The sequence below is a fragment of the Variovorax sp. V118 genome (assembly GCF_041154445.1).
GTDB classification, from domain to species: Bacteria; Pseudomonadota; Gammaproteobacteria; order Burkholderiales; family Burkholderiaceae_C; genus Variovorax; species Variovorax boronicumulans.
Genome location: NZ_AP028663.1, coordinates 2303432 through 2323645 on the forward strand (window position 1 = coordinate 2303432; position 20214 = coordinate 2323645).

The 20214-nt window shown below is 66.8% G+C and carries 16 protein-coding genes, 1 tRNA gene and 1 pseudogene; 13 read left to right on the top strand and 5 right to left on the bottom strand.

Annotation, left to right across the window (positions count from 1 at the left end):
• Nucleotides 1–77: 77 nt before the first annotated feature.
• Genes ACAM52_RS10530 through ACAM52_RS10550 form a run of 5 tightly spaced genes read left to right on the top strand, consistent with a single transcriptional unit; the run spans nt 78 to nt 5205 of the window.
• Complete coding sequence (locus ACAM52_RS10530; RefSeq protein WP_095747614.1) at nt 78–1391, top strand: MFS transporter; 1314 nt, start codon at nt 78–80, stop codon at nt 1389–1391.
• Nucleotides 1392–1416: 25 nt separating this feature from the next.
• Nucleotides 1417–2145, top strand: coding sequence for an aspartate/glutamate racemase family protein (locus ACAM52_RS10535; RefSeq protein ID WP_354342085.1), 729 nt, complete (start codon nt 1417–1419; stop codon nt 2143–2145).
• Nucleotides 2146–2197: 52 nt separating this feature from the next.
• On the top strand, nt 2198–3625 hold the full coding sequence (hydA, locus tag ACAM52_RS10540; protein ID WP_369646962.1) for a dihydropyrimidinase: 1428 nt from the start codon (nt 2198–2200) through the stop codon (nt 3623–3625).
• A gap of 16 nt (nt 3626–3641) precedes the next feature.
• A complete protein-coding gene (locus tag ACAM52_RS10545) occupies nt 3642–4403 on the top strand; it encodes an aspartate/glutamate racemase family protein (protein ID WP_369646963.1) in 762 nt (253 codons plus the stop codon).
• Between the two features lie 58 nt (nt 4404–4461).
• A complete protein-coding gene (locus ACAM52_RS10550) occupies nt 4462–5205 on the top strand; it encodes a GntR family transcriptional regulator (protein WP_307588416.1) in 744 nt (247 codons plus the stop codon).
• A gap of 115 nt (nt 5206–5320) precedes the next feature.
• Here the strand turns inward: ACAM52_RS10550 and ACAM52_RS10555 are convergent.
• The 3 genes from ACAM52_RS10555 to ACAM52_RS10565 all read right to left on the bottom strand — a co-directional run bounded on the left by ACAM52_RS10555 (nt 5321) and on the right by ACAM52_RS10565 (nt 6861).
• A tRNA-Ser gene (locus tag ACAM52_RS10555) sits at nt 5321–5411 on the bottom strand.
• A gap of 36 nt (nt 5412–5447) precedes the next feature.
• Nucleotides 5448–6377: an SPFH domain-containing protein gene (locus ACAM52_RS10560; protein ID WP_093239542.1), complete on the bottom strand. Its 930-nt coding sequence runs from the start codon at nt 6375–6377 to the stop codon at nt 5448–5450.
• Between the two features lie 58 nt (nt 6378–6435).
• Complete coding sequence (locus ACAM52_RS10565; RefSeq protein WP_159271733.1) at nt 6436–6861, bottom strand: NfeD family protein; 426 nt, start codon at nt 6859–6861, stop codon at nt 6436–6438.
• Nucleotides 6862–7077: 216 nt separating this feature from the next.
• On the opposite strand from ACAM52_RS10565, the gene ACAM52_RS10570 reads away from it, so the two are divergent.
• Nucleotides 7078–9375 (top strand): arginine/lysine/ornithine decarboxylase, encoded by a 2298-nt coding sequence (locus ACAM52_RS10570; RefSeq protein ID WP_062479834.1) that lies wholly within the window; start codon nt 7078–7080, stop codon nt 9373–9375.
• 45 nt (nt 9376–9420) lie between these two features.
• Here the strand turns inward: ACAM52_RS10570 and ACAM52_RS10575 are convergent, their stop codons facing one another.
• Together ACAM52_RS10575 and fabI are read right to left on the bottom strand one after the other, a co-directional pair.
• Nucleotides 9421–10269 (bottom strand): DNA ligase, encoded by an 849-nt coding sequence (locus ACAM52_RS10575; protein WP_307588410.1) that lies wholly within the window; start codon nt 10267–10269, stop codon nt 9421–9423.
• A gap of 31 nt (nt 10270–10300) precedes the next feature.
• Entirely contained in the window at nt 10301–11083 is a 783-nt protein-coding gene (fabI, locus tag ACAM52_RS10580; RefSeq protein ID WP_062479830.1) for an enoyl-ACP reductase FabI, read from the bottom strand.
• Nucleotides 11084–11120: 37 nt separating this feature from the next.
• Here fabI and ACAM52_RS10585 point away from each other — a divergent pair, with 37 nt between their 5' ends.
• The 7 genes and pseudogenes from ACAM52_RS10585 to nusA all read left to right on the top strand — a co-directional run bounded on the left by ACAM52_RS10585 (nt 11121) and on the right by nusA (nt 20210).
• Nucleotides 11121–12953, top strand: a complete 1833-nt coding sequence (locus tag ACAM52_RS10585; RefSeq protein ID WP_369646964.1) for an extracellular solute-binding protein — start codon at nt 11121–11123, stop codon at nt 12951–12953.
• A gap of 16 nt (nt 12954–12969) precedes the next feature.
• Nucleotides 12970–13983 (top strand): microcin C ABC transporter permease YejB, encoded by a 1014-nt coding sequence (locus tag ACAM52_RS10590; protein WP_062479827.1) that lies wholly within the window; start codon nt 12970–12972, stop codon nt 13981–13983.
• Entirely contained in the window at nt 13976–15019 is a 1044-nt protein-coding gene (locus ACAM52_RS10595) for an ABC transporter permease (RefSeq protein ID WP_062479825.1), read from the top strand. The genes ACAM52_RS10590 and ACAM52_RS10595 overlap by 8 nt, the downstream gene beginning before the upstream one ends.
• A gap of 5 nt (nt 15020–15024) precedes the next feature.
• Nucleotides 15025–16663, top strand: a pseudogene (locus ACAM52_RS10600) (ABC transporter ATP-binding protein).
• A 19-nt stretch (nt 16664–16682) separates the two neighbouring features.
• Nucleotides 16683–17891, top strand: coding sequence for a YbfB/YjiJ family MFS transporter (locus ACAM52_RS10605; RefSeq protein ID WP_369646965.1), 1209 nt, complete (start codon nt 16683–16685; stop codon nt 17889–17891).
• 187 nt (nt 17892–18078) lie between these two features.
• Complete coding sequence (gene rimP, locus ACAM52_RS10610; RefSeq protein ID WP_095745389.1) at nt 18079–18708, top strand: ribosome maturation factor RimP; 630 nt, start codon at nt 18079–18081, stop codon at nt 18706–18708.
• 17 nt (nt 18709–18725) lie between these two features.
• Nucleotides 18726–20210 (top strand): transcription termination factor NusA, encoded by a 1485-nt coding sequence (gene nusA / locus ACAM52_RS10615; protein WP_062479821.1) that lies wholly within the window; start codon nt 18726–18728, stop codon nt 20208–20210.
• Nucleotides 20211–20214 lie beyond the last annotated feature (4 nt).

Here is a 20214-nt window from a genome sequence, read left to right on the forward strand (position 1 = left end):
TTCGCCAGCGTGCCGGGTCGTTTCCTTGCAAGCTGGCATCCGTGCCACTGCAAGGAGACAAACCGATGCAAAACACCATGACGGACGGCGCCAAGGCGACCGCCGCAGCACCCGACGCCGCCCTCCAGCCCACCAAGGTGCGCTGGAAGATCTTCCTGATGATGTTGTTCCTGATCTCGATCAACTACATCGACCGGGCCTCGCTCTCGGTGGCCATGCCGCTGATCGCCAAGGAGTTCGACATCGGCCCGGCCGTGCAGGGCCTGCTGCTCAGCTCCTTTTTCTGGACCTATGCGCTGATGCAGATTCCGGGCGGCATGCTGGCCGACCGCTTCGGCCCGCGCGTCGTCATCGCCGGCGCCACCGTGGGCTGGGGCTTCTTCCAGGCCATCGCCGCGGCCTGCACCGGCTGGGTGCCCCTGCTGCTCACGCGGCTGGGCCTGGGCGCGGCCGAGGCGCCGATCTATCCGGCGGGCGGCAAGCTCAACGGCATCTGGATGACGCAGACCGAACGCGGGCGCGGCGCTACCTTGCTCGACGGCGGCGCGCCCCTGGGCGCGGCGCTGGGCGCGATCCTGATCTCGGCGCTGATCGCCGTGCTCGGCTCGTGGCGCCTGGCCTTCGTGATCGCCGGTGTCGGCACCGTCATCGCCGGCTACTTCGCCTGGCGCTACATCCGCAACCATCCGCGCCAGCATCCCGACGTGAACGAAGCCGAGGCGCGCTACATCGAGGCCAGCCACGCCGCCGATGCCGCCAAGGAATCGGCCAATGCCAGCGGCCGCGTGCTCGATTTCTTCCGCTACCGCTCGGTGTGGGGCATGTTCTTCGGCTGGATGTGCTTCAACGCGCTGTTCTACGGCCTGCTCACCTGGATGCCCAACTACCTGTCGAAGGTGCACGGCTTCGACATCAAGCAGATGGGCGGCGCGGTGTTCATCATGTTCTTCTCGGGTTTCGTCGGCGAAATGTTCGGCGGCTGGCTGGCCGACAAATGGATGGCGGCCGGCGCGTCGCAGAGCAAGGTGCTGCGCACGCTGTTCGGCATCTCGTCGATCATCGCGACCATCGCCATCTTCATGGTGACGCGGATCACGGACCCGGTCGCCGTGGTGGTGCTGCTGTCGGTCACTCTGTTCTTCCTGCGCTGGTGCGGCCTGTTCTGGTGCGTGCCGTCGATCCTCGGCACGCGTGCCCGGGTCGGCTTCCTGGGCGGCACGATGAACCTGGGCGGCAACGTGGCAGGCATCGGCGTGCCGATCGTGGTCGGCCTGATCGTGCAGGCCACCGGCTCGTACTTCATGGCGCTCATGCTGTTCACCGCAGCCGGCGCGGGCCTGTTTGTCTGCTCGACGATGCTGATCGACTACAGCAAGAAGCTGCCGGTCTGACGCCAACCACCCCGACGTCCATCACATGACCTCTCGCAAACTCATCGGCGTGCTCACGCCTTCCTCGAACACGGCGCTCGAACCGCTGACCAGCGCGATGGTCGCGGCCGTGCCCGGCGTCTCGGCGCATTTCTCGCGCTTCACCGTCACCGAGATCTCGATGCGCGATGCATCGCTGAACCAGTTCGACGACAGCAAGATCCTCGAGGCCGCGCGGCTGCTGGCCGACGCGCGCGTCGACACCATCTGCTGGAGCGGCACCTCGGCCAGCTGGCTCGGCTTCGAGAAAGACCAGGCGCTGTGCGCGCGCATCACCGAGGCCACCGGCATCCCGGCGACCACCTCGGTGCTGGCGCTCAACGAACTGCTGGCCGCGCAGGGCGCGCGCACGCTGGGGCTGGTGTCGCCGTACGTCGAGGACGTGCAGCGGCGTATCGTCGCCAACTACGCGGGCATCGGCATCGACTGCGTGGCCGAGCGCCACCTGGACCTCACGGTGAACTTCTCGTTCAGCGAGGTCGAGCCCGACACGCTGCGCCGCATGCTGCGCGAGGTGGCGCAGCAGCGCCCCGACGCCATCACCATCATGTGCACCAACCTCAGCGGCGCGCAGCTGGTCGAGGAGATGGAGCGCGAGCTCGGCATCCCGATCTACGACTCGGTGGCCACCGTGGTCTGGCGCGCGCTGAAGACGGTCGGCGTCGCGCCGGGCGCGGTGAAGGGCTGGGGCCGGCTGTTCGACGCGAACGCCTGAACGGCTGCCACCGACCACCCGACATCGACAGACAGAAAAGCAAAGAAAGACCATGACCTTCCGCGACCTCGATCTCGTGGTGCGCAACGCCCGCGTTGCCACCGCCAGCGACACCTTCGATTCGGACATCGGCATCCGCGATGGCCGCATCGTGCAGCTCGGCCTCGGCCTGCCGCCCGGCCGGCAGGAGATCGACGCCGCCGGCCGCTACGTGACGCCGGGCGGCGTCGACGCCCACTGTCACCTCGACCAGCCGATGGAGCCGCCCGTGCGCATGGCCGACGACTTCGGCTCGGGCACCCGCGCCGCGGCCTGCGGCGGCACGACCACCGTGATTCCGTTCGCCGCGCAGCAGAAGGGCCAGTCGCTGCGCGCCGCCGTGCAGGACTACCATCAGCGCGCCGAGGGCCGCGCCCACGTCGACCACGCCTTCCACCTGATCGTGAGCGACCCGACCGAGGAGGTGCTCAAGCACGAGCTGCCGCAGCTCATCGCCGAGGGCTACACCTCGTTCAAGATCTACATGACCTACGACGATCTGAAGCTGGACGACGGCCAGATCCTCGACGTGCTGTCGGTGGCGAGAGAGCAGGGCGCGATGGCCATGATCCACGCCGAGAACGCCGACTGCATCGAGTGGCTGACCAAGCGGCTCGAAGCCAGCGGGCGCACCGCGCCGCGCTTTCATGCGCATTCGCGGCCGATGCTGGTCGAGCGCGAGGCGACGCACCGCGCCATCGCACTGTCGGAGCTGGTCGACGTGCCGATCATGATCGTGCACGTGTCGGGGCGCGAAGCCGTCGAGCAGATCCGCTGGGCGCGCGCGCACGGCCTGAGCGTGTTCGCCGAAACCTGCCCGCAGTATTTGTTCCTGACCGCCGAAGACCTGGGCATCGACGACAGTTACCAGGGCGCACGCTGCGTCTGCAGCCCACCGCCGCGCAACCGCGAGAACCAGCAGGTGATCTGGAACGGGCTGTCCGACGGGCTGTTCACGATCTTCTCGTCGGACCATGCGCCGTTCCGCTACGACGCGCCCGAGGGCAAGAAGCCCGGCGGCGAAGAGGTGGCGTTCCGCCACATTCCGAACGGCATTCCCGGCATCGAGACGCGGCTGCCGCTCCTGTTCTCGCACGGCGTGCTCGACGGGCGCATCACCATCAACAAGTTCGTCGAGCTGACGTCCACCAACCCCGCCAAGGCCTACGGGCTGCACCCGCGCAAGGGCACGATTGCCGTCGGCGCCGACGCCGACCTCGTGGTCTGGGGCACCACGCCGCGCGCCATCCGCAACGCCGACCTGCACCACGACGTCGACTACACGCCCTACGAGGGCATCGAGGTGAAGGCCTGGCCGGCGCTGACGCTGGCACGCGGCGAGGTCGTGTGGGACGGCGAACGCTTTCATCCGCGCGCCGGACGCGGAGAATTCCTGCGCCGGGGCGAGCCCTCCTTGCTGCCGAGCCGCCGACCCGCCTGAACCTGGAGCCATCGCCATGAACCTGCTGCTCATCAACCCCAACACCTCGCAAAGCGTCTCCGACCTGATCGCGGCCGAGGCCCGGCGCGCGGCCGCGAGCGACACGCACATCGAGGTGGTCACGGCGCCCTTCGGCGTGGCCTACATCGAGACCCGCTTCGAATCGCTGATCGGCGCCTACGCCGCCGCCACGCTCGCGGCCGAGCACCACACGCGGCACGACGCCATCGTGGTCGCGGCCTTCGGCGACCCCGGCATCGACGGCCTGCGCGAGGCGCTCGACATCCCCGTGGTCGGCCTCACCGAAGCCGCGCTCATGAGCGCGTGCCTGCTGGGCAAGCGCTTTTCGATCGTCGCGATCTCGCGGCGCATCACGGCCTGGTACCGCGAGTGCGTGCAGGCCAACGGCCTCATCGACCGGCTGGCGAGCATCCGCAGCCTGGACGGTCCGCTCAAGGACATCGGCCACGTGCAGGACGACCACGGCCAGCGCCTGGAGGCCCTGTGCATGTCGGCCATCGAGGACGACGGCGCGGACGTGATCATCATTGCCGGCGCGCCGCTGGCGGGCCTGGCGCGCTCGATCAAGGACCGCATCCCGGTGCCCGTGGTCGACGGCGTGTCGAGCGCCGTGTGCCATGCGCAGACGCTCGTGTCGCTGGCGCCCGCGCCGGCGCGCCTGGGCAGTTTTGCGCCGCCGCCGATCAAGCCGAACCACGGGCTGCCCGAGGCTTTGGCGCGGCTACTGGCACGCGACGGCGCCCGCGCGCCAGGCTGAGGTCGCGGGCCCCGTGACGCTCTGCAGCCTTGAGGGGGCGTCGATAGAATCGGCGCCGATGCCCACCAAAGCCCCAGCCCGCAAGACCAGCGCGAACGGCGCGACTGGCGCCACCGGCACGACCGGTGCCCCCAACGCCCGCGAACACAGCGTCGACGAGATCGCCGAGAAGATCTCGGCCGCCATCCTGGAACACCGTCTCGCGCCGGGCACGAAGCTGGGCGAAGACCGGCTGGCCACGATCTTCGCGACCAGCCGCGCCAAGGTGCGCGAGGTGCTGGCCCGGCTGGCGCACGAGCAGATCGTCGAGCTGGTGCCGCAGCGCGGCGCCTTCGTCGCCAAGCCCACCATCGAGCAGGCGCAAGATGTGTTCGAGGCGCGCCGCCTCATCGAGCCCGGCGTGCTGCGCCGCCTCATCCGCACGCTCGACGACGCCAAGCGGGAGCGCCTGCAACGCCACATCGAGCTCGAGGCCGACGCACGGCGCCGCGACGACAAGCGCGCCATCGTGCGGCTGTCGGGCGAGTTCCATGTGCTGCTGGCCGAGCTGGCCGGCAACTCGGCGCTGGCGCGTTCGATGCGCGAGCTGTCGGTGCTGACCTGCCTGATCATCTCGCTGTACGACGCGCCGACGGCCACCAGCTGCCGTGCCGACGAGCACGAGGAAATCGTCGCCGCCGTGAACCGCGGCGACGCCGCACGCGCCGAGAAGCTGATGCTGCATCACCTCGACCACATCGAGCAGAGCCTGAAGCTGGACGACAGCGCGGAAGAGGTCGATCTCGAAAGCGTGTTCAGCTGAAGCGGAGGAGGTCGGGCAACGGTATGCCCGATGTCCGCAAGATATAGGCAAGCCCATTGCGGGTGCCCAACAAACAAAAAGCCCCAGCAGCTTGGCAGCTACTGGGGCATCGTTTTGGCGGAGCAGGCGGGATTCGAACCCGCGGAGGGCTATTAACCCTCACACGCTTTCCAGGCGTGCGACTTAAACCGCTCATCCACCGCTCCTGAGCCCACGATTGTAGCGCGGGTTTTCAGCCGTTTTCAGGTCGGGCCAGAGCTTTTACCGGTTTGGATCATGCGCATGGCCGACGAGATCAGCGCGGCCGTCTCGGTCATGTTGCTCGGCACGATGAGCGTGGTCTTGGAGTCGGCGGCCACCTTGCCGTAGGCATCGACGGCGCGCTCGGCCACCTTCAGCTGCACGGCCTGTTCGCCGCCCGGCTGGCGGATGGCGGCGGCCACGCGTTCGATGGCGTCTGCCGTGGCGGTGGCCACGGCCGTGATGGCGGCGGCTTCACCCTGCGCGTTGTTGATCTGCGCCTGCTTCTCGCCTTCCGAGCGGGCAATGAAGGCTTCGCGTTCGCCGGTGGCGATGTTGATCTGTTCCTGGCGACGGCCTTCCGAGGCGGCGATGAGCGCGCGCTTGCCGCGTTCGGCGGTGATCTGCGCCTGCATGGCCAAGAGAATTTCCTTGGGCGGCGTCAGGTCCTTGATTTCGTAGCGCAGCACCTTCACGCCCCAGTTGAGCGCGGCCTCGTCGATGGCGGCCACGACCTGGGCGTTGATCACGTCGCGCTCCTCGAAGGTCTTGTCGAGCTCGAGCTTGCCGATCACGCTGCGCAGCGAGGTCTGTGCGAGCTGGGTCACGGCCACGATGTAGTTCGACGAGCCGTAGCTGGCGCGCATCGGGTCGGTCACCTGGAAGTACAGGATGCCGTCGACCTGCAGCTGCGTGTTGTCGCGCGTGATGCAGATCTGGCTGGGCACGTCGAGCGGGATTTCCTTCAGGCTGTGCTTGTAGGCCACGCGGTCGATGAACGGGATCAGGAAGTTCGGGCCGGGCGTCATGGTGCCGTGGTACTTGCCCAGGCGTTCGCGCACCCACGCGTTCTGCTGCGGCACGAACTTGACCGACTGGCTGATGAAGATGATCGCGATGACCAGGATGATGAGAGGAACTGAAAATTCCATGGTGTTGCTTCCTTTTCGAATGCGTTTTTCTGACTGACCGATTGAACTGTTAGATCTGCTAGATCTTGTCGACCACGAGGCGGCTGCCGACCACCTCGACCACGCGGTGTTCGCCGGTGGAGGGCGCATGGCCCGCGCGCAGCACGACGGTCCATTGCGAGCCGCGGTAGCGCACGGTGGCGGTGCCGTCGAGGTTCCAGGCATCGACGTACACGCTCTCGCCGATGTCCAGGTTGAGGTCGCGGTTGGCCTCGCTGGAGGGCTCGGCAGGGCGGTTGCGGCGGATCAGGTACCAGGTCACGACCGCGCCCACGCCGACCACGGCGGCCACCAGCAGCTGCGTGACGAGGTTGAAGCCCAGGTGCGCGGCGATGGCTGCGGCGGCGAAGCCGGCGGCCAGCAGCAGCAGGTACACCGTGCCGGACAACAACTCGGCCACGATGGCCGCGCCTGCGATCAACCACCAGAAGGTGGGATTTCCCATGGCAACTCCTCTCTTCTTTTGTTACTTGGACCTTCGCCATTCTGCGGCATGGCGCGCCATGCGCCTGTGTCGCGTAGGGATATGGCGCCCGCCGGGGCCGTCCCGGCCGGCGCACCCCACGGGGCTTGCAGGCGCCCGACGCAATCCGTCATCCGAATTCCGTACACTTCGCGCCTCGCTCATTGCCTGTCTGACTGCCTGTCCGGAGCCCCGCTCATGAAATTCCGCTTTCCCATCGTCATCATCGACGAGGACTTCCGCTCCGAAAACACTTCGGGCCTCGGCATCCGCGCGCTCGCGCAGGCCTTCGAAAGCGAGGGCTTCGAGGTGCTGGGCGTCACGAGCTACGGCGACCTGAGCCAGTTCGCGCAGCAGCAAAGCCGCGCCAGCGCCTTCATCCTGTCGATCGACGACGAAGAGTTCTCGGTCGGCCCCGACCTCGATCCGGCCGTGCTGAGCCTGCGCAGCTTCATCGGCGAGGTGCGTCGCAAGAACGCCGACGTGCCGATCTACATCTACGGCGAGACCAAGACCTCGCGCCACATCCCGAACGACATCCTGCGCGAGCTGCACGGCTTCATCCACATGTTCGAGGACACCCCCGAATTCGTGGCGCGCCACATCATCCGCGAGGCCAAGAGCTACCTGGAAGGCGTGCAACCGCCGTTCTTCAAGGCGCTGATCGACTACGCCGAAGACGGTTCGTACTCCTGGCACTGCCCGGGCCACTCGGGCGGCGTGGCGTTCCTGAAGAGCCCGGTGGGCCAGATGTTCCACCAGTTCTTCGGCGAGAACATGCTGCGCGCCGACGTCTGCAACGCGGTGGAAGAACTGGGCCAGCTGCTCGACCACACCGGCCCGGTGGCGGCCAGCGAGCGCAATGCGGCGCGCATCTTCAATGCCGACCACTGCTTCTTCGTGACCAACGGCACCAGCACCAGCAACAAGATGGTGTGGCACCACACGGTGGCGCCTGACGACGTGGTGGTGGTGGACCGCAACTGCCACAAGTCGATCCTGCACGCGATCATCATGACCGGCGCGATTCCGGTGTTCATGAAGCCCACGCGCAACCACTTCGGCATCATCGGCCCGATTCCGAAGAGCGAGTTCGAGCAGAGCGCCATCAAGGCCAAGATCAAGGCCAACCCGCTGCTGGCCGACGTCGACCCGAACAAGGTCAAGCCGCGCGTGATGACGCTCACCCAGTCGACCTACGACGGCGTGATCTACAACACCGAGACCATCAAGAACATGCTCGACGGCTACGTCGACACGCTGCACTTCGACGAAGCCTGGCTGCCGCACGCCGCCTTCCACCCGTTCTACGGTGCGTATCACGCGATGGGCAAGCGCCGCGTGCGCCCGAAGGAATCGCTGGTGTTCGCCACGCAGTCGACGCACAAGCTGCTGGCCGGCATCAGCCAGGCCAGCCACGTGCTGGTGCAGGACTCGCAGAACCGCGCGCTGGACCGCGACCTCTTCAACGAGGCCTACCTGATGCACTCGTCGACCAGCCCGCAGTACGCGATCATCGCGAGCTGCGACGTGGCCGCCGCCATGATGGAGCCGCCCGGCGGCACCGCACTGGTGGAAGAGAGCATCCTCGAAGCGCTCGACTTCCGCCGCGCCATGCGCAAGGTCGAGGAAGAGTTCGGCAAGGACGAGTGGTGGTTCAAGGTCTGGGGCCCCGAGAAGCTCGTCGACGAGGGCATCGGCCGCGCCGAAGACTGGATCATGCACGGCGAGAAGAACGGCAAGCCCAAGAGCAAGAAGTCGCCGCGCAACTGGCACGGCTTCGGCGAACTGGCCGACGGCTTCAACATGCTCGACCCGATCAAGTCGACCATCGTCACGCCGGGCCTGGACCTGGAAGGCAACTTTGCCGAGACCGGCATCCCCGCCAGCGTGGTGACCAAGTTCCTGGCCGAGCACGGCGTGATCGTGGAGAAGACGGGCCTGTACAGCTTCTTCATCATGTTCACCATCGGCATCACCAAGGGCCGCTGGAACACGCTGCTCACGGCGCTGCAGCAGTTCAAGGACGACTACGCGCGCAACCAGCCGATGTGGCGCATCCTGCCCGAGTTCTGCCAGCAGCACCCGGGCTACGAACGCCTGGGCCTGCGCGACCTGTGCCAGCACATCCACCAGCTGTACGCGCGCTACGACGTGGCTCGCCTCACGACCGAGATGTACCTGAGCGACCTCACTCCGGCCATGAAGCCCAGCGACGCCTTCGCCCACATCGCGCACCGCAAGACCGAGCGCGTGGAGATCGACGAGCTCGAAGGCCGCATCACCACCAGCCTGATCACGCCATACCCGCCGGGCATTCCGCTGCTGATTCCGGGCGAAGTGTTCAACAAGAAGATCGTCGACTACCTGAAGTTTTCGCGCGAGTTCAACCTGCAGTGCCCGGGTTTCGAGACCGACATCCACGGCCTGGTGGCGCGCATCGACGAGACCGGCAAGAAGCGGTACTACGCGGACTGCGTGCGTCAGGCAAGCTGAGAGAGGAGCGTGCCCCGGTGAGGGGCACGGTCTGCGAAGGCCGGGCTAGCCTTCGCGCACCCGCATGAAGCGGGCAAATTTGGGCAACCCGCTCGGGTGCGTGCCGTTGTAGCGGTAGGTCACCAGGCTGCCGATCGGCGGCGGCTGGTCGCGCTCGGCGTCGGTCAGGCCGGTGCCGAGCCGGAAGCGCTGGCCGTCGGGCATCTCGACCATCAACGCGCCGAGCCGGCCGTGGTGCTTGCCCTTGCCGGGCAGGTGCGCGACCACGCGAGCCTCGGCGTCCTCGAAGGGCTTGACCTTGAGCAGGTCGTTGTTGCGCTCGCCGCGGTACATCGACGCGCCCCGGTGCAGCATCAGGCCTTCGCCGCCCATCTTCACGGTCTTGTCGAGCAGCGCCTGCAGGTCCTCGTGCGTGGTGGCGGGCTGCTGCGGCACGGCCACCACCCAGGGCGCGTCGGTGATCGGCAGCAGCTTGCGCAGCGCCGCGAGGCGGGTGTTGAAGTCGCCGCCCTGGGCGGGCAGGTCGAACACCATGAAACGGATCTCGTGCCAGGCGGTGTCGCTGGGCGTCTGGCTGCGCACGGTGGACATCGTGTGGTTGAAGCGCCCACGTCCCGCCCACAGTTCGCCGTCGAGCGGCTGCTTGGGCAGCGAGGCGGTGAACCAGGCCGGTGCCATGACGGGCTCGCCGCCGCGGGTCCAGAGCTTCTGGCCGTCCCAGTAGCCGCGCACGCCGTCGAACTTCTCGCTGACCCAGTAGCCCGCGAGCGACATGCCGGGGCGGTAGACCTCGGCCAGCATCAGGGCGGGTGCGGCGGCGCGCGCGAACGCGGCGCGACCCGAAAGGGCTGCGCCCAGTCCCGCGAACAGGAGGAGGGTGCGTCGGTTCAACACGGTGGCAGGCGCTGGGAGCCGAGAGGGGAAATTACTCCGCCATGCCTCCGACCACGTTGCTGAAGCCGCCGTCCACGTAGGTGATCTCGGCGGTGACGCCGCTGGCCAGGTCGCTCAGCAGGAAGGCGGCCACGTTGCCGACTTCCTCGATGGTCACGTTGCGGCGGATCGGCGAGGCGTCGGCCACGGCCGTGAGGATCTTGCTGAAGCTCTTGATGCCGCTGGCGGCGAGCGTCTTGATGGGGCCGGCGCTGATGCCGTTCACGCGCATGCCCTTCGGGCCGAGCGAGGCGGCGGTGTAGCGTACCGAGGCTTCGAGCGAGGCCTTGGCCAGGCCCATGGTGTTGTAGTTGGGCAGCGCGCGCTCGGCGCCCAGGTAGGTCAGCGTGAGCAGGGCCGACTTGTCGTTGAGGTAGGGCAGGGCCGCCTTGGCCATGGCCGGGAAACTGTACGCACTGATGTCGTGCGCGATCTTGAAGCCTTCGCGCGAGAGGCCTTCCAGGAAGTCGCCGGCGATCGACTCGCGCGTGGCGAAGCCGATGCTGTGCACGAAGCCGTCGAAGGTGGGCCAGGTCTGGGCGAGGTCCGCGAAGAGCTTGTCGATCTGCGCGTCGTCGCCCACGTCGCAGTCGAAAATCAGTTTCGAGCCGAAGTCTGCGGCATATTCGGTGATACGGTCCTTGAATCGCTCGCCGACATAACTGAAGGCGAGTTCCGCGCCCTGGTCGTGACAGGCCTTGGCAATGCCATATGCAATGGAGCGATTGCTCAACACACCGGTGATCAACAGTTTCTTGCCGGAAAGAAAGCCCATGAAGTTGCCTCGTGAAAATCTTGGGCAGAATTCTCGCATGCGAGGTTGGCTGCTCTGGATGTTGGCGCTCCTGGCGCTGCCCTCGTGGGCGGCGCACGGGCTGGGCATGGGTTACGAGCCCAAGTACCCGGCGTCGTTCACGCATTTCGACTACGTGAACCCCAACGCCCCGAAGGGCGGCGACCTGACCCTGTCGGCCGCCGGCAGTTTCGACAAGCTCAACCCCTTCACCTTGCGCGGCGTGCCCCCGGTGGGCATGGGCTACAGCGCCAACGGCTTCGTGTTCTCCGAGTACGGCCTGCTCTTCGATTCGCTGACCACGCCGAGCGAGGACGAGCCCTTCTCGCAGTACGGCCTGCTGGCCGAAGACATCCAGCTGGCGCCCGACCGCTTGAGCGTCACGTTCCGGCTGAACCCCAAGGCGCGGTTTTCCGACGGCTCGCCGGTGCTGGCGAAGGACGTGAAGTACTCCTTCGACACCCTGCGCAGCAAGGCGGCCGGGCCGACCTTCCGCTCGTACTGGGCCGACATCAAGGAGGCCGTGGTGACGGGCGAGCGCACCATCCGCTTCGACTTCGTGCGCCAGAACGCCGAGCTGCACATGATCATCGGCGGGCTGCCGGTGTTCTCCAGCGCCTGGGGCAAGGGCAAGCCCTTCGACCAGATCGTGACCGAGGCGCCGATCGCGAGCGGGCCGTACGTGGTGGACAGGGTCGATTTCGGCAAGTTCATCTCCTACCGCCGGCGCCCGGACTACTGGGCCGCCAATCTGCCGGTGCGCAAGGGGATGTTCAACTACGACACGGTGTCGTACCAGTATTTCAAGGACTCGCTCGGCGAGGAAGAATCGCTCAAGGCCGGCGCGCTCGACGCGATGGAAGAGCGCTCGATCATCGCGTGGGTGCGCCGCTACAAGGGCCGCCGCTTCGACTCCGGCGAGCTGGTCAAGGAAGAGATCGCGCATCGCCGCTTCACCGGCATGCAGGGCCTGGCGCCCAACCTGCGGCAACCCCGCTTCGCCGACGTGCGCGTGCGCAGGGCGCTGGCGCTGGCCTTCGACTTCGACTGGCTCAACGCCCACCTGTTCTACAGCCGCCGCGGGCGCACCCAGAGCTACTTCCAGAACAGCGACGACCTCATGGCCCAGCCCGAGGTCAGCCCCGAGGAGCAGGCGCTGATCGACAAGCTCAAGACCCGGCAGCGCTACCTCGACAACACGAAGGGCGAGCTGCCGCGTCCCGACAGCAGCGGCGACACCGCCGAAGGCCTGCGGCGCAACCTGGTGAAGGCGCAGGAGTTGTTGAAGGAGGCCGGCTGGACCTACCGCGACGGCGCGCTGCGCGACAAGGCCGGCACGCCGTTCGTGATCACCATCGATATCGCCGATCGCAGCTCGGGCGTGGTGCTCGCGCCATATGCGCGCAACCTCGGCAAGCTGGGCATCCGGCTGGACTACCGCCTGCGCGACCCGAGCCTGCTGAAGAAGAAGCTGGACGACTTCGACTTCGACATGGCCATCAGCCTCGTCGGTGGCTCGTCGAGTCCCGGCAACGAGCTGTACGACGACTTCGGCTCGAAATCGGCGAGCGAGAAGGGCAGCCAGAACCTGAGCGGCATCAGCGATCCGGTGGTCGACGAGATCGTCGAGGTGATCGTCAACAGCCACGACCGCGCCTCGCTCGCGGCGGCCGCGCGGCTGCTGGACCGCTACTTGCTCCACCAGCACTACATGACCCCGATGTACTACGGCAAGCAGTATTTCATTGCCCACAAGCGAAAGCTGCGTCGCCCGGACGCGCCCTTGCCGCAGCGCCTGCTCGCGGGGTCGGCGATGCTGACGATGTGGTGGATCGAGCCGAGCGCCAAGTAAGAGAACAAGAACACGCATGGCCGCCTACCTGATCCGACGCCTCCTGCTGATCGTTCCGACGCTGTTCGGCGTGCTGCTGCTCAATTTCGCCATCGTGCAGTTCGTGCCGGGCGGTCCGGCCGAGCAGCTGCTCTCGCAACTCACCAACAAGGAGAACCGCATCTCGGGCGGCCCCACCGGCCGCACGCTCGACGCCAAGCAGGTGGCCGAGATCAAGGCGCTCTACGGCTTCGACAAGCCGGCCCCCGAGCGCTTCTGGCAGATGCTCAAGCAGTTCGCCCGCTTCGACCTGGGCAAGAGCTTCTTCCAGAGCAAGGACGTGTGGCAGCTCATCAAGGAGAAGCTGCCGGTGTCGATCAGCCTGGGGCTGTGGACCTTCTTCATCAGCTACCTGATCGCGGTGCCGCTCGGGGTGGCCAAGGCCGTGCGCGCGGGCTCGCGCTTCGACTTCTTCACGACGCTGCTGGTGCTCGTCGGCTATGCCATCCCGGGCTTCGTGCTGGGCGTGGCGCTGCTGGTGATCTTCGGCGGCCAGCTGCAGTGGTTCCCGCTGCGCGGGCTGACCTCGCCGAACTGGGAGTCGCTGAGCTGGGGCGCCCGCATCGTCGACTACCTGTGGCACATCACCTTGCCGGTGACGGCCATGGTGCTGGGCAGCTTCGCGATCACCGCGATGCTCACCAAGAACTCCTTCCTGGAGGAAATCCGCAAGCAGTACGTGCTAACGGCGCGCGCCAAGGGGCTGGCCGAGCGTCAGGTGCTGTGGAAGCACGTGTTCCGCAACGCGCTGATCCCGATCATCACGGGCTTTCCGACTGCCTTCATCGGCGCCTTCTTTTCGGGCGCGCTGCTGATCGAGACGCTGTTCTCGCTCGACGGCATGGGCCTGCTGAGCTACGAGAGCGTGCTGCGGCGCGACTACCCGGTGTTCCTGGGCACGCTGTATCTGTTCACGCTGATCGGGCTGGTGACCAAGCTCATCTCCGATCTCTGCTACGTCTGGGTCGATCCGAGGGTGAAGTTTGACTGAAGCCGCCGCCGTGTCCGTGAGCCCCGGGCGCCGTGCCTGGCGCCGTTTCCGCCGCAACCCGCTGGGGTTCTGGAGCCTGGTCGTCTTCTCGGCGCTGGTGGTGCTGAGCCTGTTCGCCGACGTGCTCTCCACCGACAAGCCGCTGGTGGTGCGCTACGAAGGCCAGACCTACTTCCCCGTGCTGCGCGACTATTCCGAGAAGACCTTCGGCGGCGACTTCGAAACGCCGGCCGACTACCTCGACCCCTTCATCGAGCAGCGCATCACGCAGGGCGACAACTGGGCGCTGTATGCGCCCAACCGCTACGGCCCGGCCACGCTCAACTATTTCTCGAAGCCGCCGAACCCCGCCGCACCCTCGCACGCGAACCTGCTCGGCACCGACGAGCGCGGGCGCGACCTGCTGGCCCAGTTGATCTATGGCTTTCGCGTGAGCGTGCTGTTCGCGCTGGCGCTCACGGTGGTCGGGGTGGTGCTGGGCATCGCGACCGGCGCCGTGCAGGGCTTCTTCGGCGGCAAGATCGACCTGACCTTCCAGCGCCTGATCGAGATCTGGAGCGCGATGCCCGAGCTGTACCTGCTGATCATCTTCAGCGCGATCTTCACGCCGAGCGTGTCGCTGCTCTTGATCCTGCTGAGCCTGTTCGGCTGGATGGGGCTGTCGGACTACGTGCGCGCGGAGTTCCTGCGCAACCGCCAGATGGACTACGTGCGCGCCGCGCGCGCGCTCGGCGTGGGCAACCTGCAGATCATGTGGCGCCACATCCTGCCCAACAGCATGGTGCCGGTCGTCACCTTTTTGCCGTTCCGCATGAGCGCGGCCATCCTCGCGCTGACCTCGCTCGACTTCCTCGGCCTGGGCGTTCCGCCCGGCACGCCGTCGCTCGGCGAACTGCTGAGCCAGGGCAAGGGGAACATCGATGCGTGGTGGATCTCGCTGTCCACCTTCTGCGTGCTGGTCGTCACGCTGATGCTGCTGACCTTCATGGGCGACGCGCTGCGCGATGCGCTCGACCCCCGGAAGGCCGACAAATGACGACGATGCGCGACACAACAAAGAACCAGCCCTTGCTCGACGTGAAGGGGCTGCGCGTCGCCTTCGGCGGCAAGCCGGTGGTGCATGGCATCGACCTGCAGATCGCGGCGGGCGAAAAGCTCGCGCTGGTCGGCGAGTCGGGCTCGGGCAAGACGGTCACGGCGCTGTCGCTGCTGCGGCTGGTGCAGAACGCCGACCTCGCTGGGGTGGCGACCCTGTCGGGGTCGCAGGCGCAGCGCGGTGCGCGACCGCGACCTGCTGTCCATTCCGGAGCGCGAGCTGCGCGGCATCCGCGGCAAGGAGATCGCGATGATCTTCCAGGAGCCGATGACCGCGCTCAATGCGCTGTACACCGTGGGTGACCAGATCGCCGAGGTGCTCGAGCTGCACGAAGGGCTGTCGGCCCGCGCCGCACAGGAGGCGGCGGTGCAGCTGCTGGCCGACACCGGAATTCCCGAGCCGGCGCGGCGGGCGAGGTCGTATCCGCATCAGCTGTCGGGCGGGCAGCGCCAGCGCGCCATGATCGCCATGGCACTGGCCTGCAAGCCGCGCCTGCTGCTGGCGGACGAGCCGACCACGGCGCTCGACGTCACGGTGCGTGCGCAGATCCTCGAGCTGCTGGCCGAGCTGCAGCGCAAGTACGGCATGGCCGTGCTGCTCATCACCCACGACCTGCACCTGGTGCGCCGTTTTGCCGACCGCGTGGCGGTGATGGAGCGCGGCCACATCGTCGAGCACGGCCCGGTGGGCACGGTGTTCGAGGCGCCGCAGCATGCCTACACCCGCAAGCTGATCGACAGCCATCCGGCGCGCGACGTGGCCGAGGCGGCCGCCGACGGCGCGGCGCCGCCGGTGCTGGAGGCCCGGGCGCTGCGCGTGAGCTATCCGGTGTCGCGTCCCGGCTTCGCGGGCTGGTTCCGCAAAGGCGAGTTCGTTGCCGTGCAGGGCGCCGATTTCCGGATTGCGCCGGGCGAGACGCTGGGCGTGGTTGGCGAATCGGGCTCGGGCAAGTCGACGCTGGCGCTGGCCGCGCTCGGCCTGCTCAAGCACCGGGGCGAACTGCAGGTGACGGGGAAGGGCTGGGCGGTGGACCGCGCCTCCGACCTCGCGCTGCGCCGCACGATGCAGGTGGTGTTCCAGGACCCGTTCTCGTCGCTCTCGCCGCGCATGACGGTCGAGCAGATCGTGGCCGAGGGGCTGCGCGTGCATGCGCCCGAACTCGACGCCGCGGCCCGCCGGGCGCGCGCGCTCACGGCGCTGGCCGACGTGGGGCTGGGCGAGGCGCAGTTTCCCGCGCTGCTCGACCGCTATCCGCACGAGTTCTCGGGTGGGCAGCGCCAGCGGCTGGCGATCGCCCGGGCGCTGATCGTCGATCCGCGGCTGCTGGTGCTCGACGAGCCCACCAGCGCGCTCGACGTGACCATCCAGAAGCAGGTGCTCGGCCTGCTGCAGCGGCTGCAGCGCGAACGGGGGCTGAGCTACCTCCTGATCACGCACGACGTCGAGGTGATCCGCGCCATGGCGCACCAGGTCATCGTGATGAAGGACGGCGCGATCCTCGAATCCGGGCCGGCCCTGCGCGTCCTCGACGCCCCCGAGCATCCCTACACACAGAAGCTGGTGGCGGCGGCGCTGCTGGAATAAAAAACGGAGACGGGTAGTAATGTCGAATATCGGACACGACCGGCGCGGTGCCTGGCGCGCGGCGCTGGCCTGCATGGTCACGCTGGCGGTGGCCATGGGCCTGGGGCGCTTCGCTTTCACGCCCATGCTGCCCATCATGCTGAGCGAGGGAAAGCTCGAGCTGGCCGGCGGCGGTTTGCTGGCGTCTCTTAATTACCTGGGCTATTTCTTCGGCGCGGTCAGCTGCGCGGCCATCGGCATCAAGGCGTCGAGCATGGTGCGCGGCGGGTTGCTGGCCACGGCGGCCTTGCTGGTCGGCATGGGGCTGCTGCACAGCTTCGTCGGCTGGGGCGTGCTGCGCGCGGCGGCCGGGGTGATGAGCGCCTGGGTTTTCGTGTTCGCCTCGGGCTGGGGGCTGCGCCGGCTGGCTGAGACGAACGCGCCCACGCTGGCCGGCGTGATCTACACCGGGCCGGGCATCGGGATCGCCATGACCGGCCTGCTGGGCGGGGCGCTGGGTCGCTGGGGTTCGGAGGCGGGTTGGATCGGTCTCGGGTTGCTGGCCGTGGTGCTGGTCGCGGTGATCTGGCGGGTGTTCGACGATGGCGAGCGGGTGGGGGCGGCGGCGGGCGGGGCGGTGGCGAGTCCGGCTGTTGCAACGGGCAGCGCCTCGGGGTCGGCGTCAGCCCGCAGCGATGCGATCTGGCTGGTCGCGCTCTATGGGCTGGCAGGCTTTGGTTACATCATTACGGCCACTTTCTTGCCCGTGATCGCCCGGCAGGCGCTGCCGGGATCGCCGTGGCCGGATTTCTTCTGGCCGCTGTTCGGCGCAGCCATCATTCCGGGCGCATTGATCGGCGCCCGCGCCCCGGTGCATTGGGACAACCGGCTGCTGCTGGCCGCCGCTTATGCATTGCAGGCGCTCGGCGTCGTTTTTTCGGTGGCCTGGCCGACCATTGCGGGTTTTGCGCTGGGCAGCCTGCTGCTCGGCATGCCTTTCACCGCCATCACGCTTTTCGCCATGCGGGAAGCCCGCCGGCTGCGCGGCAATGCCGCGGCCGGGCTGATCGGCTATGCCACGGCGTCCTACGGGGTGGGGCAGATCATCGGGCCGCTGTTTGCGGCGCCATTGGCCCAGCGCACCGGTTCTTTCGAGCTGCCTTTGCTGGCGGCGGCGGCCGCATTGGCCCTGGGCGCGGTGCTGTTTGCCGTGGTCTGGTCGAAATACCGGCGCCCTGTGGCCGCCTGAATACCGATGTCCTTCATTTATGCACGCGAATAGCATATAATTCGAGGCTCACGACCAAACGGGCGGGTACCAACCGCCCGTTTTTTTTGGTCTATGCATTCTCAAGCAGCAATTATTTGGCGTCGTGGCATCCGTGGTGGGCGGGTGCTGCGGCTTGGGCATTGATTCAGAAGGCGCTTTCAAACACGTGGCATTGCAGCAAACAGTAGAACAAACCGTGGCCGGTCTCGGCTACGACCTGGTCGAGGTCGAGCGCTCGGCCGGTGGATTGCTGCGCGTGACGATTGATTTGCCTTGGACGCCCCCCACCTCTGAAGATGTGGCGGCCGGCGTGCCCGAACCCTTCGTGACGGTGGAAGACTGCGAGAAGGTCACGCGCCAGCTGCAATTCGCGCTGGAAGTCGATGCGGTCGATTACAAGCGGCTCGAGGTCTCCTCGCCCGGTATCGATCGCCCCTTGCGCAATGAGCAGGATTTCGAGCGATTCGTGGGCGCGGTGATCGACATCACCCTCAAGGCGCCCATGGGCGCTGCCGCGGCGGGCCAGGTGTCGGCCAATCGCAAGAAGTTTCGCGGCACGCTGGAGCGTGCTGAAGGCGGTTCGGGTTGGCAGATCGTCTGGAGCGATGCGCCCGAGACCAAGCCGGGTCAAAAAGTGAGCAAGAAGCGCGCGCCTGCACCGTTGCATGCGCTGGGCTTCGTATTGGACGAGCTGCGCGATGCGCGGCTCGCGCCGATTGTGGATTTCAAGGGCCGCAAGGCCAAAACCCAACCGGGTTTTTCGGATATTGACGACGGAACGAACGTTCCGGACTGAACAAGAGGAGTGGTGGCATGAATCGCGAAATGTTGATGTTGGTGGATGCGATCTCGCGCGAGAAGAACGTCGAGCGCGACGTGGTCTTCGGCGCGGTCGAATCCGCACTGGCGCAAGCCACCAAGAAGCTCCATCAGGGTGACGTGGATATTCGCGTGGCGGTCGATCGCGACAGCGGCGACTACGAAACTTTCCGCCGCTGGCACGTCGTTCCCGACGAAGCCGGCCTGCAACTGCCCGACCAGGAGATCCTGCTCTTCGAGGCTCGTGAGGAGATGCCCGACATCGAGGTCGACGAATACATCGAGGAATCCGTCGATTCGGTGCCGATCGGGCGTATCGGTGCCATGGCTGCCAAGCAGGTGATCCTGCAGAAGATCCGCGACGCCGAGCGCGAGATGCTGCTCAACGACTTCATGTCGCGCGGCGACAAGATCTTCGTGGGCACCGTCAAGCGCCTGGACAAGGGCGACATCATCGTGGAAGCCGGGCGCGTCGAAGGCCGCCTGCGCCGCAGCGAAATGATCGCCAAGGAAAACCTGCGCAACGGCGACCGCGTGCGGGCCATGATCATGGAGGTCGACCTGACGCTGCGCGGCGCGCCGATCATCCTGTCGCGTTCGGCCCCCGAGTTCATGATCGAGCTGTTCCGCCAGGAAGTGCCCGAGATCGAACAAGGCCTGCTCGAAATCAAGAGCTGCGCCCGCGACCCCGGTTCGCGCGCCAAGATCGCCGTGCTCTCGCATGACAAGCGTGTCGACCCGATCGGCACCTGCGTCGGCGTGCGCGGCACCCGCGTCAACGCCGTCACGAACGAACTCGCCGGCGAGCGCGTGGACATCGTGCTGTGGAGCGAAGACCCGGCCCAGTTCGTGATCGGTGCCCTGGCGCCGGCGAATGTCTCGTCGATCGTGGTCGACGAAGAAAAACACGCCATGGACGTGGTGGTGGACGAGGAAAACCTCGCGATCGCCATCGGCCGCGGCGGCCAGAACGTGCGCCTGGCTTCCGACCTCACCGGTTGGAAGATCAACATCATGGACGCGAACGAGTCGGCCCAGAAGCAGGCGACCGAGACCGATGCCAGCCGCAAGCTCTTCATGGAAAAGCTCGATGTCGACGAGGAAATCGCCGACATCCTGATTTCGGAAGGTTTCAACAGCCTCGAAGAGGTGGCCTACGTGCCGATCTCCGAGATGCTTGAGATCGAGGCCTTCGACGAAGACACCATCAATGAGCTGCGCGCCCGTGCAAAGGATGCGCTGCTGACCATGGAAATCGCCAAGGAAGAAGGTGTCGAAACCGTCTCGCAGAACCTGCGCGACCTCGAAGGCCTCAATCCCGACCTGATTCCGCAGCTGGCTGAAGCGGGTGTGAACACCCGTGACGACCTGGCCGACCTCGCGGTCGATGAACTCACCGAAATCACCGGCCTGAGCGCCGATGACGCCAAAGCCCTCATCTTGAAAGCCCGCGAACATTGGTTCGCCGGCCAAGAGTGACGGT

What these genes read in the sequence shown, in the direction of transcription:
- ACAM52_RS10530 (WP_095747614.1), top strand. Translation starts at nt 78, where the DNA reads ATGACGGACGGCGCCAAGGCGACCGCCGCAGCACCCGACGCCGCCCTC.
- ACAM52_RS10535 (WP_354342085.1), top strand. Translation starts at nt 1,417, where the DNA reads ATGACCTCTCGCAAACTCATCGGCGTGCTCACGCCTTCCTCGAACACG.
- hydA (WP_369646962.1), top strand. Translation starts at nt 2,198, where the DNA reads ATGACCTTCCGCGACCTCGATCTCGTGGTGCGCAACGCCCGCGTTGCC.
- ACAM52_RS10545 (WP_369646963.1), top strand. Translation starts at nt 3,642, where the DNA reads ATGAACCTGCTGCTCATCAACCCCAACACCTCGCAAAGCGTCTCCGAC.
- ACAM52_RS10550 (WP_307588416.1), top strand. Translation starts at nt 4,462, where the DNA reads ATGCCCACCAAAGCCCCAGCCCGCAAGACCAGCGCGAACGGCGCGACT.
- ACAM52_RS10560 (WP_093239542.1), bottom strand. Translation starts at nt 6,377, where the DNA reads ATGGAATTTTCAGTTCCTCTCATCATCCTGGTCATCGCGATCATCTTC.
- ACAM52_RS10565 (WP_159271733.1), bottom strand. Translation starts at nt 6,861, where the DNA reads ATGGGAAATCCCACCTTCTGGTGGTTGATCGCAGGCGCGGCCATCGTG.
- ACAM52_RS10570 (WP_062479834.1), top strand. Translation starts at nt 7,078, where the DNA reads ATGAAATTCCGCTTTCCCATCGTCATCATCGACGAGGACTTCCGCTCC.
- fabI (WP_062479830.1), bottom strand. Translation starts at nt 11,083, where the DNA reads ATGGGCTTTCTTTCCGGCAAGAAACTGTTGATCACCGGTGTGTTGAGC.
- ACAM52_RS10585 (WP_369646964.1), top strand. Translation starts at nt 11,121, where the DNA reads ATGCGAGGTTGGCTGCTCTGGATGTTGGCGCTCCTGGCGCTGCCCTCG.
- ACAM52_RS10590 (WP_062479827.1), top strand. Translation starts at nt 12,970, where the DNA reads ATGGCCGCCTACCTGATCCGACGCCTCCTGCTGATCGTTCCGACGCTG.
- ACAM52_RS10605 (WP_369646965.1), top strand. Translation starts at nt 16,683, where the DNA reads ATGTCGAATATCGGACACGACCGGCGCGGTGCCTGGCGCGCGGCGCTG.
- nusA (WP_062479821.1), top strand. Translation starts at nt 18,726, where the DNA reads ATGAATCGCGAAATGTTGATGTTGGTGGATGCGATCTCGCGCGAGAAG.